The following is a 14,066-nucleotide window of genomic DNA, read 5'->3' as shown; positions in this document are numbered from 1 at the left end:
AACAAATCGCCAGAAGATGCAGAAATTGCCAAAGCGATTGCAGGCTCAGACCAAACCACAGGTAAACCTGAAATCACCGAAGTCAAAGGTTACGACTTAAATGAAAAAGCCGATACTAACCCAGATAAAGTGGTGATCACAGGTAAAGTAGAAGGCGAGCCAGCCGGCACTAAAGTCAGCATTTTCGACAAAGACGGCAAAAAAGTCGCAGAAGTTGAAACCGATGCGGAAGGCAACTTCACTGCAACCCTAGTTGAAAAAGGTGCAAAAGATGAGCTAAAAGAAGGTGCAAATGCAGAAGTTGATGAAATCAACGCAGGCGACACTTTCACTGCAAAAGCGAAAGCAGATAGCAAACCAGAAAGTGAAGAAAGCAGCCCTAAAGAAGTCACTAAGATCGAAGGTGGCAACCCAACAGATCACCCAGGCGATACCCAAGACCCAACTGCCCCAACCTTAACCAAAACAGATGATGTAGGTAACCCTGCAGAAAAAGGTGACGGTGCAGTGAAAGTTCAGCTTCCAACTGATGCGGTAGCAGGCGATAAAGCAGAAATTACCTTTACTGATGAAGGTGAAAAACCTGTTAAAGCGGTTTACGAAAAACAAGCGGATGGCACTTGGAAACTTGATCCTAAAGCAAGCGAAAACGTGCCAGAAAACGCCTTGCCAGAAACAGTGAATAATGACGACCCATCATTTGTTATCCCAGAAGAGAAATTAAAAGATGGTTCAGAGGTAACAGCTACATCTACTGACGTAGCAGGCAGAACTAAAGATGCAGATCCAGTGAAAGCAGGCTTTGATGAAGTAACAGCAACCCCAAGCTTAACGGTTAATGCGATTGATACGGCTGAAAAAGCGGACAATACAATTGATGCGTTAGTGGTAACGGGTAATGTACCAAATGAGGCGAATGCAAGTGTTGGCTTAAGTGTAAAAGATGGTAAAACACTAGTTGAATTAGGCTCTGAGCTAAGTGCAGACGCTAATGGCGATTACAAAGCAGTACTAGTGAAAAAAGGCACACCAGCTGATGTAAAAACTAAGCTAGAAGACGCATATTCAAACCACAAAATCATTGAAGTAGATGAAGTACCAACTACAGGTAGCCTTGTTGCTAAAGCACAAGCGACCGAAAATGGCAAACCATCTAAAGAGGTAAGCGAAGTATCTCCTGAGTTACCAATTCCACAATTGGATAACGGTAGCGTTGATCACCCATTTGATGATACAGATCCAACAGCCCCAACCTTAACCCCAACAAATGATGCAGGTAACCCTGCAGAAAAAGGTGACGGTGCGGTGAAAGTTGAGCTTCCAAGTGATGCGGTAGAAGGCGACAAGGTAGAAATCAACTTTAAAGATGAAGATGAGAAGCCTGTTAAAGCGGCTTACGAAAAACAAGCTGATGGCACTTGGAAACTTGATCCTGAAGCAAGCAAAAATGTACCGAGTGAACTCCCTACAACAGTTCCAGCACCAAGTACACCAAATACACCAGCATCATTTGTTATCCCAGAAGATAAATTACTAGATGGTTCAGAGGTAACGGCTACATCTACTGACGTAGCAGGAAATAGCACTGATTCAACACCAGCGACAGCAGGCTTTGATGAAGTAACAGCAACCCCAACCTTAACGGTCAATGCAATTGATACTGCAACCGAAGCAGACAATACGATTGATGCGTTAGTTGTGACAGGTACAGTGAAAAAAGATAACACCCCTGAAAATGGTGCGAAAGTCAAGCTCCTTCATAATGGTGCTGAAATTGTTCCAACTGACAAAGGCTTGGTAGCGAATGATGAAGGTGATTATAAAGCTGTGCTTGTGAAAAAAGGTACATCTCAAGAGCTTAAAAATAAGCTCAAAGAGAAATACCCCACAATCATTGAAGTTGATACATTACCAACAGGTGAACTCACTGCGATTGCACAAAAAGAAGGTAAAGCACAAAGTCCGAACACTGATGCAGCAATCCCAACTACATTGGCTAACGATACAATAGATCACCCGTTAGATGCAGCTGTCCCAACAGCACCAAGATTGAAAGATTTCGGCTTTACAGATGGCCCAGAAAAACAGGGTGATGTAGAAGTAACCTTCCCAACGGATGCGGTTGAAGGCGATACGGTTGCAGTAACCATTACCCCACCAGCAGGTAGTGCAGATACAACACCAAAAGTAGTAATCACCTTTACAAAAGGTAAAGATGCTTGGACGCCAAACCCAGCATTACCAGAAGGCTACACAGTAGATGGCGATAAATTACATATTGAATCAACGTCTATTCCTGATGGTTCAACAGTAAGTGCAACCTCAACTGACCTAGCAGGTAAAACAGCAATCGGTAAAAAAGAAGGTTCAGAAGAAACTTCTGTTACTGCGGCAGTAGATCCAAGACCAACAGCCAAACCAACAGAGGTTGTTGCAAAAGCGACAGATAGCAGTACTAATGGCGACACAACAGCGGAAAGCGTAACCATTACTGGTAAAGCTGAAGCTGGTTCAACAGTAACGCTTTATGCTGCAGACGGTAAAACGGTTATTGATACAAAAGTCGTTCCAGCAGCACCGCTAGGGGCTAATGGTGAAATTCAACTGGGTGAATTTGCTTTCACAACAGACAAACTTCCAACTACAGATTCAGCGAAAGACTTCGTAGTTAAAGCAGAAGCACCTAAAGCTGCGCCTAGTGAAGGCACAGACGTAGATGTAACCGCACCAGGTAAACAAAGTGATTTAGATAAAGTTACTTTAACTGGCACTGTTGCAGACTACAAAAACCAAGAGCTTGAATTACACAAAGATGGTGTAAAAGTTGGCTCTGTTACTACAAATGAAAGCGGTGAGTTTACCTTCAACATTACCAAAGGCGATGCAAACAACGCAACAGATGGCAATGTTAAAGTCACTGACTTACCACAAACAGATGCCCTCAACAGCTTTATTGTGAAAAAACCAGATGGCACAGCAGTTGCGTTCAACGGAACAGCTGAGCGTAAAACAGAAGGTACTCAACATACTGGCGATACAGCTGCACCAGAGCTTGAAGCGACACTCACAGTACGGTTACCAAACCGCCCTGTGAAAGTAGATAAAACTGAGCCAGTAGATACCAAAGATGAAAAAGCAAATGCGTTAGACATCAAGTTACCAAATTCACCAGTTGCCCAAGATGAACTTCACGTTATCGTTAAAACCAAAGATGGCGAGAAAAAAGTTGTCTTTACTTATGAAAATGGCGATTGGAAAAAAGGCGGTGATACTCTCAACGTTGGCGAAACCAAACCAACACAAGGGGCTGATGGCAAATATAGCATTAGCATTCCAGCAACAGCATTGGAGAAAGGCGACACCTACACCGTTATTCACCGAGACCTTGCAGGTAATGCAAAAGTTTACAGTGCAGCCGTTTTAGAACAACTAGACCCAACTCCAGAGAAAGTTGATGCCCCTGTGGTTTACACTGGTACGAAAACAACTGAAGCAGGTAACGGCGAAAATATGCTTGTAACTAACTTTGCAGGCAAAGATGAACCAACAAAACCAGCAGCAGTAAATGCAGGTGACATCGTATTCCGCCCAGGCTTGGATAACACCAAGTTAGAAGTGAGCTTTGTGAAGAAAGATAGCGATTTAGCAAGTGTTGATAAAGCTAGAGATGTTATTTACGGTAAGTTAGAAGGCGATAAATTCAAGTTCTACAAAGATGAAGGCTACAACACACCAGTTGAAGAGGGATTAGTAACCGAAATTACAGGGCAAGATGGCTACACCCATTATGTTATCCCAGCGGATAAAGTGGTCGATAACTCACAATTTACCGTAGTAGGTATTAACGAAGGTGGAAAACGCTCAGATAACCCAGCTGATGTTGCAACCCCAGTGACACAAGCAGAATACACCGCAGGCTTTGACGATAAAACCGACAAAGCAGTGGGTGATCCTGCAATTGCACAGGCTGATGCAACTAGCAACATCACTATTGAGCCAACAGATCCAAAACCAAAGGATACTGACGGTGATAACAGCAACAACGAAAACAACGCTGATGCTAACAAAGTCGCAGTACAATTTGATGCAAGCCACTTAGCTGGAACATCTGCAGAAGCTCTAGGCTTAAAAGTGAATGGTGATAAAGGAGCAGATAATCAAATTATCGTTGCACTTAAACAGCCAAATGGCAAATGGAAACTCGTACAGTCAGATAAAGCGACATTAGATGAAGCACTGAATACAACTCATTCAGATGACTTATCTGAAGTCTCTAATGGAGTGGCAACCATTGATGCTGAAACAGGTAAAATTACTCTGAACAAAGCAGTAGTAAATGGTACGGGTGGCGAGGATAACAAAGCCTCCGAAGTGAAAGCTAAAGCAAAAGATGCTTATGGTAATAGCTCAACGGAAGTGTCTCACTCAGCAACACACGCAGATCCTGCAACGCCAATGGTAGATAGACCAAGCATTGAAGATTTAGGTAGCGGTAAAGCCACCATTACATTAGGTAATAATAACGATGGAATGGTAATCAATGTCCAAGGTAAAGATCTTACTGTGTCTAAACAGCCTGATGGTAAATATAACATCAATCCGACAGATGCTGCTGGTGTAGAGTTTGACCCAATTACAGGTAGAGTAACCGTAACGGTAACAGGTAATACCGAAGTTCCAATTACCGTTAAAGGTAAAAAAGATTCGAAAGAATCTGAACCTGTAACGGCGAAGATCGACCCAACTAAAGATGCAACACCAGAACACACCGACCCTGTGGATTTACTTCCACTAGAAAACGGTGATGTAGAAGTGAAACCAGGTACGGATAACAAGAAAATTCGTATTAGCTACACCGCACCTAACGGCACAGTACATAAAGATGTTGAGCTAGTGAAAGGCAGTGATGGCAACTGGAAACCATCAACCAGAGCGGAAGATTTCACCGTTGCAAATGGCAAAATTACCTTGAAAGCAAGTGCGGTAAAAGATATGACGGAAGTGACCGCTATCGGTAACAACGGCAATCAAGATCAGCAAGGCAATGCAAGTGCCTATCCGTTTGTGGATGATAATAGTCTTGGTGTTACCGATAAACCTTGGTTACACCCAAGCGATAACAATATGTTGATTGAAAAAGGTGCGGATAACCACCGAGTTGATGTAACCTTCAAACCAAAAGGTAATTCAAATACACCTGAAACGATCACCGCTAAATTAGTGGAGGGCGGTTACTGGGTATTAACCGATAGCAACGGTGCACCAGTTGATCCTGATGTGGCAGAAATTAACCCTGAGAACGGCACTGTAACCTTAAAAGGTGGTGCAGTAGAACCGGGTACAACCATTACTGCAACAGGGCATAATTTACAAACAACAGCACAGGGGATTTATACACCTGATAATAACCGCCCTGCGGATACTGCAAGTGGCACAACGGAAGTAGCACCATTGCCAGAACAGCCACAAGAAAAGCCAAAAGATACGGGACCTAAGATAATAGCCAACGGTAACGAAGGTATTTACATAAATTCAATTTCAGATAGCACATTTGAGATCGTTACTCCAGATTCTCGTTTTGATAAGAATAGAATTCAGGTAGAATTTAAGGTATATGATGCAACTGAGAATGCTATTAAAGATGCTGTAATGGAACTTAATCGTCTAGGTGATTATAAACTTACTGTTGATGGTAACATAGTTGAGAGAGAAAATGGTTCTAGAAAAAAAATGTTCAGCGGTAGTAAAGATGGCAGATATAAATTAGTAGCGGATAGTCCTTTAGAGCCACCTCTAAATGAACCTGAACATTCTAATTTATTAGCTAAGGTAAACTCATACGATTCTGATGGCGATACATTACTCCTAAAAGAACATCAGGGTTACCTTAAGAATGAGGTTTCAAGTAATCCACAGATTTCAAATGAAACTCAAGATAAAGAGAAATCAGCACAACCTGATCTAGAAAAAACTGTAGGTACTGAAAAGGGCGGTGTTATCATCAAACCTGCTGCTGATGCGGAGTATTTAAGCATTCAGTATATTGATGAAAACGGAAGAACGAAGTATGCCTCTTTAACCAAAGAGAATGGCTCGTGGAAACTTGTTGGCGATAAAAACGACTTTGATCTTTCTGATCCAAGCAATCTGAAGATCAAAGCCGATAGCCTACGCGATAATCAGCAAAATGGTGTAAGCGTAAAACAACGCCAAGAAGGTAAGGCTCTATCTGATGCACAGCCTATTACACCTGAAGAAGATTACGTACCACCAGTGCCACCAGCACCACCTGTGAAATCACTTGTGGATACGCTAAATGACATTAAAGCAGGACAACCACATACGAATACGGTTGATCGTTTAAGTACAGGCAGACCTGCTGCAATGAAAGATATGGCAGACTTTACTAAAAACGAGCAAGGAAATGTTCAAGGTGGTCTTATTATTAAGACAGGTTATGAACTCACTAATGATAATCAAGCTGTTCAAATTGATGGTGCGGTGAACTACGCTTCATTGATTCCGATGAATATTGATATGAAAGGCGGTGATGACGTGTTAGTGGTTGAAAACCAAGTGCAGTCTACAACTATCAAGCTCGGTGAAGGAAATAACTTACTTGCAGTTGGTGTTGCGAACCCTGGTTTTGATCTCTATGAAGATAAAACAAAACACGCAACAGATGGACGCTATGTTTTCGCTAATACAGGAAAAACACCTGGAAACGGATATGCTAAAGTCCCTCATATTGAGAACCAACATGGAGCTAATGGTGGTAATATCATTAACTCGAAAGTTGAAGGTGGCAATGGCGATGACGTTATCTTAATCGGCGGAAGTAACTCAAATGGTCTTGTAAGTACTCGTGCTGCAATTACAAAAGATAGTAGCATTGACTTAAAAGGTGGTAACGATGCACTTATCATTGCACCTCTCACTAAAGGTAGAGCAGGAAGCATTGAGGGTACAGTTAATATGGGTGCTGGCAACGATAAACTGGTTGCACCAGAAATCGCAAACGGTGGTAAAGTTTATATGGGTGATGGCAATGATATTGCTCAAATTAACCGTATGGACGGAGGCTCTTCAACTGTACTGGATATGGGTAGAGGCGACGATAAAGTTGAATTTACTGCATACGGCGATACAACCTTTATGGACGGTATCGTAAATGGTGGTGCAGGTTACGATGTTTTCGTACTCCGCAAACCATCAGGCGATAACGGTGAACAAGTTAGAAATGTATTTAAAGCTGCACCTGAAACTCACCTTTCAGCGTCTAAACTCATTAGTATTGAAGAAGTGAGAATGGAAAAAGGCTCTGCTATCGACATTTCTGCCGATTACCTAAGAAAAGGCAACATTCCAGTGTTGAAACTGCTTGCAGAGGGTGACAAATCAGCAGGTTCTGTAGGTGGTAAAGATGCTCGCTTAGTAGATTTAGGTGCAAATGACTTGAATGATAAATCATCAGGTCAAAGTCTAGGTGAATTTAAAGCCGCAGGTCAAAAAACCGAAGGTGGAATTACCTACGATGTGTACACCGCACCGGGTACACAAGTTTGGATTGAACAAAATGGTGGATTTACGATTATCTAACCGTTAATTTCAATTTAAACATAACTTAACCAAAACGGACACAGATCAAAATGTGTCCGTTTTTATTTACGCAATTATTTATTACAGAGGATAATTTTTATGGAGGGTGATTTTTTGCGGACGATAATTTTTTACGGACGCCAGCGTGATCTGCACCCCAAAAGTTGGACTAAACAACCAACGAATTAAGGTGCAGATTATTGACGAACTTATTTCGTGTAGGGTGGGCTTAAGCCCACCATTTTGTAACTTATTGATTTTAAAGATGGTGGGCTAAAGCCCACCCTACAGATTTTACGTTCTTTTGAAGTTTGTCATCAGTCTGAAACGGACGCAAATGCGTCCGTTTTTTTGTTAGATAATAATGTGTTTAATCTTCATTTCACTTCCGCAATACTATTTAATATCCGCTTATCTGAAATCGGGTATTTCGTACCGAGCTGTTGGGCGAATAGACTTACTCGTAATTCTTCGATCATATAGCGGATCTCCAAAATCTCATCACTCATTGGTTTCGATTTTGGTAGTTTGGCTAACAACTGCTGATAAGCATTCTGCACTTGCTCTACTCGCAACATTTTGGCTCTGTCAGCGTTGCTATCAACCACTAATTTGTCTAAGCGTTTGTCAATAGCGGTGAGATAACGGTAAAGATCTGCAAGTCGTTGATAACCTGTTTTAGTAACAAAATCAGGGTAAATCAACTGTTTTAACTGTGCTTGAATGTCGGATAAGGCAAACGCCATTGTAAAGTCTAACTTACCTTTTAATCGTTTACTGATTTCATAGGCAAGAGTTAGAATTTTCTCAACTTGTTTGGCTATCTCAACGGTTGTATCATTTAAATTTGCTCGTACATAATGATGTAGCTCATTGAATTTTTCTTCTGTCCATACAAAGCCACCAAAATCATCAATCAACTTATCAACCGCACAAGCAATACAATCATCGATTAACTCTAGCACTTTACCAAAGGGGGCAAAATAGAGACCTAATTTCGCTTTATTCGGTAGTTTTTCGTGCAGATATTTAATCGGCGAAGGCACATTAAGTAATAATAAACGGCGAAGTCCTGCTTGCATTGCTTTTGCTTGTTCAAATTCTGTCTCAAAGAGTTTAATGCCAACAGCCTCTTTTTCATCAACAATCGCAGGGTAGGCTTTCACACTAAAATGGGCTTTTTTCTGCTCATAAAATTGTGGCAAGTCGGCAAAATTCCATAAATGTACGCCTGTTTGCTCAATGCCATCATCGGCAATGTTAGATAAGGTATGTTGCACTTGATCTTTTAATGCAAATTTCAATTCATCTAAATTTTCACTCTGCATCAATGGTTTATTCTTTTCATCAACCACACAGAAACATAAACGTAAGTGAGCTGGAATTTGGCTTAGATCCCACAATTCTGGTTCAACATACACGCCAGTCATTCGGCGGAGTTCATCGCTTAAACTTTGTAAAAGCGGTTTTTTAAATGGCTCTACACGAGAAAGAAACGCATCGGCATAGTTCGGTGCAGGCACAAAATTACGGCGAGTCGCTTTCGGTAACGATTTAATCAATGCCACAATTAACTCGTGGCGAAGCCCCGGGATTTGCCAATCAAAGCCCTCAGGCTCAACTTGATTTAATAATGGTAAAGGAATATGCACCGTTACCCCATCTTCTTGCGAACCAATTTCAAATTGATAACGAAGTTTGAGTTTAAGCGTGCCTTGATGCCAAAAATTCGGGAAATCAAGTTCACTGACTTTACTCGCATTGTCATTGATTAAGAAAGACTTTTCAAAATTCAGTAATTCTGGCTCTTTTTTACTTGCCACTTTCCACCAACTGTCGAAATGTTTAGTGGAGACTACATCAGTGCCGATACGCTGATCATAAAAATCGAATAGCACTTGTTCATCAACTAAAATATCTCGACGGCGAGATTTATGTTCTAAATTTTCGACTTCTTTAACCAAGCGGTTATTTTCTTTAAAAAATTTGTAATTAGCGTGCCATTCGCCTTCCACCAAGGCAGAGCGAATAAAAATTTCTCGGCTAACAAGCGGGTCGATTTTGCCATAATTTTGCAAGCGATTAACCACAATCGGAATGCCATAAAGAGAGACTTTCTCATACGCCATTACCGAACCTTTTGATTTAGACCAATGAGGTTCACTATAACTGCTTTTTAATAAATGCGTTGCCAGTGGCTCAACCCATTCAGGCTCAATACGAGCCACCATTCTGCCCCATAATTTTGTGGTTTCGACTAACTCTGCTGCCATTACCCATTTTGGCTGTTTTTTGAAAAGCACAGAATTTGGGAAAATAGCAAAGTGTGCGTTTCTTGCCCCTAAATAAGACATTTTTTCGTTATCTTTCAAACCGATATGCGATAATAAACCTGTTAGCAAAGCGGTATGAATTTGCTGATAATTTGCCTCTTCACTGTTAATTCGCAAGCCCATTTCACGCACTGCAAGGCGTAGTTGATGATAAATATCTTGCCACTCACGCACTCGCAGATAATTGAGATAATCCTTCTGACACAAACGGCGGAATTGATTTTTACTGAGTTCTTTTTGCTGGCTTTGAATAAATTGCCACAAATTCACAAAAGCGAGAAAATCCGACTCTTTATCGGCAAAACGGCGATGTTTGTCATCGGCAGATTGCTGTTTTTCTTGCGGACGCTCACGCGGATCTTGAATAGATAATGCCGAAACAATCATCATCACTTCGTGTAAGCTACCGTTTTCACTGGCAGCAATCACCATACGAGCCAAACGTGGATCGACAGGGAGTTGAGCGAGTTGGCGACCGATTACCGTTAATTGATGTGTTTTTGTGTGATGTTTGGCATTTGATGTGGTTTTCCCAACGATTGCACCTAATTCTTCCAATAAACGAATACCGTCTTGAACCTGTTTAGTATCAGGGCGATCGACAAATGGAAAAGCTTCAATATCAGGCAAGCCAAGTGAAATCATTTGTAAAATAACTGATGCCAAATTGGTGCGTAAAATTTCAGGATCGGTAAATTCAGGGCGACTATTAAAATCGTCTTCAGAATAAAGACGAATACAGATCCCTTCTGATGTACGTCCACAGCGTCCTTTACGTTGATTTGCTGATGCTTGCGAGATTGGCTCAATCGGTAAACGTTGTACTTTAGTACGATAGCTATAACGAGAAATGCGAGCTGTTCCCGTATCAATCACATATTTAATATTCGGAATGGTTAAAGACGTTTCCGCCACATTTGTTGCAAGCACAATGCGGTTCAGATTACTTGGGTTAAAAATACGCTGTTGTTCTGCCGCAGACAAGCGAGCATACAAAGGTAAAATTTCCGTATGGCGAAGTTCCTGCTTTTGTAACGCATCGGCAGTATCACGAATTTCCCGTTCACCGTTCATAAAAATTAAAATATCGCCACGACCTTCCGCCTGCAATTCATCAACCGCATTTAAAATGCCTTGTAGTTGGTCTTGATCCTCTTCTTCAATAATTGGGCGATAACGCACTTCCACAGGGAAGGTTCTACCCGAAACTTCAATAATCGGTGCATTGTTGAAATGTTTTGAAAAGCGTTCTACATCAATGGTTGCAGAAGTAATAATAACTTTAAGATCAGGGCGTTTAGGTAGAATTTGCTTTACATAGCCGAGAATAAAATCGTTATTTAAACTTCGTTCGTGGGCTTCATCAATAATTAACGTATCATATTGATTAAGATAACGATCATTTTGAATTTCAGCGAGCAAAATCCCGTCCGTCATCAATTTAATTAAGGTATTATCACTCACTTGATCATTAAAACGAACTTTATAACCTACCGTAGCACCTAATTCTGAGCCTAACTCTTCAGCAATACGGCTTGCGACCGAGCGTGCTGCAATACGGCGTGGTTGAGTATGCCCGATTAAACCTTTCACTCCACGCCCAAGCTCTAAACACATTTTCGGCAACTGAGTGGTTTTACCCGAACCTGTTTCTCCAGCTATCACCACAACTTGATGTTCTTCAATCAGTTTTAAAATTTCATTACGGCGAGCCGAAACAGGCAGATCAGGGTAATCAATGGCACATTCAGCTTGTTGTTTACGGGCGGTATAACGAGCTTGACAAGCGGTAAGATCCGTCTCAATTTCTGCAATCACCGCTTGTTTAGCATTCTCATTTTTAATTTGATTTAACCCACGAATACGGTTGGCTAAACGGCGAGAATCAACCAAAGTCGTTTGTTGTAATTGTGATAATAAGGTTTTTTGCTCCGCCGTAAGAGGTGGGTTTTTATGATTTTTTTGCATAGTGAGAATAGATTACGCTTTAATTTCCATATTTTATTCATTTGGGGGAATTGGGGCAAATCATATTTGCCTTAGATTATTGACAAAGTCTTTTTTCATTCGGACGCCAGCGTGGCGTCCCTACAAGAAAAGTTATAACCAATTGAAAAATAACAGATTTTATTTTGTTGTGTAGGGACGCCACGCTGGCGTCCGTTTATTGAATACAACAAATTAGGGTTTGTCAGCGGTCTGTGGTGGGCTTAAGCCCACCCTACACGAAATAAGTTCGTCAATAATCTGGGGCTAATGTAATTAGCCCCTACGATAATAGCCCCTACGACAATAGGTCCTACGATAATATCCCCTACAATAATTAGCAAATGTATATTTGCAGTACAGATCACACAGAGAGTTCCATTTTTGAGTAAAGAATGGGGGAAATCACATTATCCCCCAATACTTGCTAAATTATTTCTGACACCACTATCGCCAATATGCAGATAATGATGCTCACGTTTACCTTGCAAGGCAGATTTTAAACGAGTTTCTAGCTGTAATTGTTGTTCGTCCGATTGCAATAAATCTCGAATATCAATACCTTCTTCACCAAATAAACAAAGGTGTAATTTACCTAGAGCGGATACACGCAAGCGGTTACAACTGGCACAAAAATGTTTCTCATAAGGCATAATTAAACCAATTTCCCCTTGATAATCGGGGTGAGAAAGCACTTTAGCTGGGCCATCTGTAATAGCTTTAGGTTTTAATTGCCAGCCTTCTTGTTGTAGTCGGGTTAGAATTTGTTGTCCTGACAGATGTTGCTGTTTAAAAAAGTGATCCATCTCGCCTGTTTCCATTAGCTCAATAAATCGCATTTGAATTGGGCGGCCTTTAATCCAACGTAGAAAATCATCTAGCCCTTTTGCCGTATATTGTTTCATCAAAACAGCATTGACTTTGACTTTCTGATAACCGATTTCAAAGGCACGATCAATACCCGCCAAAATTGATGCCAGTTTATTTTCCCCTGTAATTAGGTGGAACTGGCGGGGATCAAGGCTATCCACACTCACATTTAAATGGGTAATTCCAGCTTCTTGCCAGAGCTTGACATCTCTAGCCATTCGATAGCCGTTGGTTGTCAGAGCAACTTGGTGGATACCTGCGGTTTGTGAAATAGAATGAGCGACTTCTAAAAAATCTTTGCGTAATGTCGGCTCACCGCCTGTAATACGCACTTTTTCAGTCCCTAAGCTGGCGAAGGTTTTTGCAATACGCTGAATCTCATCAACTCGTAAAAACGTTTGACGTTGTGAAGGTGGCTGATAGCCATCAGGCAAGCAGTAGTTGCAACGGAAATTGCATACATCGGTAATAGATAATCGCAGATAGACATATTGACGGGCAAAGCGGTCAATAAGCCCTGGGCCTGTTCCATCACCGACATTTTTTATCGGGATATTTTGCATTTGACACCTTTCTAAGCACGAGTGGACAAGCAATTTCTCGCTAATCCATTGAACCCAAATTCATTATTTTATTTAGATAGACGCTAGTTAAATGATTTGGATTACAGGCTTGCTACCTTATTTTTGCAAAAATTTATAAAAATCTCACCGCTTAAATATTCGAACGGTGGCTCAAACTTAGGTACACAAGCTCGGAGTCGGAAAAGTATCAATTGTAGAGAGGTTAATTAGGAAAGGCAAGTATTCTAATCTGGAGAGAGTCAGAATTGTAAAATATTGAAAATATCACCTATTAATCAGGTGTTTCTGTTGTTTTTTTTTTTTTTTTTTTTTAGGATAGGGAAGTTTTCTTTTATCTAATTTTTACAAGGGTAATTTAAGCGATTATCCCGTTTTAAATACATAACAATAAATAGGAACAATTTATGTTTAATAAATCTAAATTAAGTTTAGCGGTACTGCTTGGTTTGGGTGCGTTTTCTGCTCAACCACAATCAGCACTTGCTACAAGTTATAGCTGCCCACCACCAGGATCATCACTAGAAGGGATAAGTCCTGAGACAATTGCGATGTGTGGCACACTAAAAGGCGAACGCGGCGACAAAGGTGAAACCGGCGACAAAGGCGAACGCGGCGACAAAGGTGATACCGGTGATAAAGGCGAAACCGGCGACAAAGGTGATACCGGTGATAAAGGTGAAACCGGCGACAAAGG

2 protein-coding genes, 2 pseudogenes and 1 riboswitch are annotated in these 14,066 nt (G+C 41.1%); of the genes and pseudogenes, 2 read left to right on the top strand and 2 right to left on the bottom strand.

Features of this window, described 5'->3' with window-relative positions; translation table 11 throughout:
• A pseudogene (locus ACWIW0_RS10410) lies at window positions 1-7,599 on the top strand (hypothetical protein); the annotation flags it as partial.
• Window positions 7,600-7,976: 377 nt separating this feature from the next.
• On the opposite strand, the gene hrpA reads toward ACWIW0_RS10410, so the two are convergent.
• Both hrpA and moaA read right to left on the bottom strand, forming a co-directional pair.
• Complete coding sequence (hrpA, locus tag ACWIW0_RS10405) at window positions 7,977-11,909, bottom strand: ATP-dependent RNA helicase HrpA (RefSeq protein WP_454453254.1); 3,933 nt, start codon at window positions 11,907-11,909, stop codon at window positions 7,977-7,979.
• A gap of 419 nt (window positions 11,910-12,328) precedes the next feature.
• Entirely contained in the window at window positions 12,329-13,351 is a 1,023-nt protein-coding gene (gene moaA, locus ACWIW0_RS10400) for a GTP 3',8-cyclase MoaA (protein ID WP_454453253.1), read from the bottom strand.
• Window positions 13,340-13,560: riboswitch (molybdenum cofactor riboswitch) on the bottom strand. It overlaps the preceding gene by 12 nt.
• A 216-nt stretch (window positions 13,561-13,776) precedes the next feature.
• Between moaA and ACWIW0_RS10395 the strand changes: the two are divergent.
• Window positions 13,777-14,066 (top strand): annotated as a pseudogene (locus ACWIW0_RS10395) (hypothetical protein); the annotation flags it as partial.

It is taken from the genome of Ursidibacter sp. B-7004-1 (assembly GCF_053654055.1).
The sequence above is the reverse complement of the archived record's forward strand: the minus strand, read 5'-3'. Positions and strand labels throughout refer to the sequence as shown.

Bases quoted from the DNA above. Each gene is read 5' to 3' on its own strand.
- moaA (WP_454453253.1), bottom strand. From the start codon at position 13,351: ATGCAAAATATCCCGATAAAAAATGTCGGTGATGGAACAGGCCCAGGG.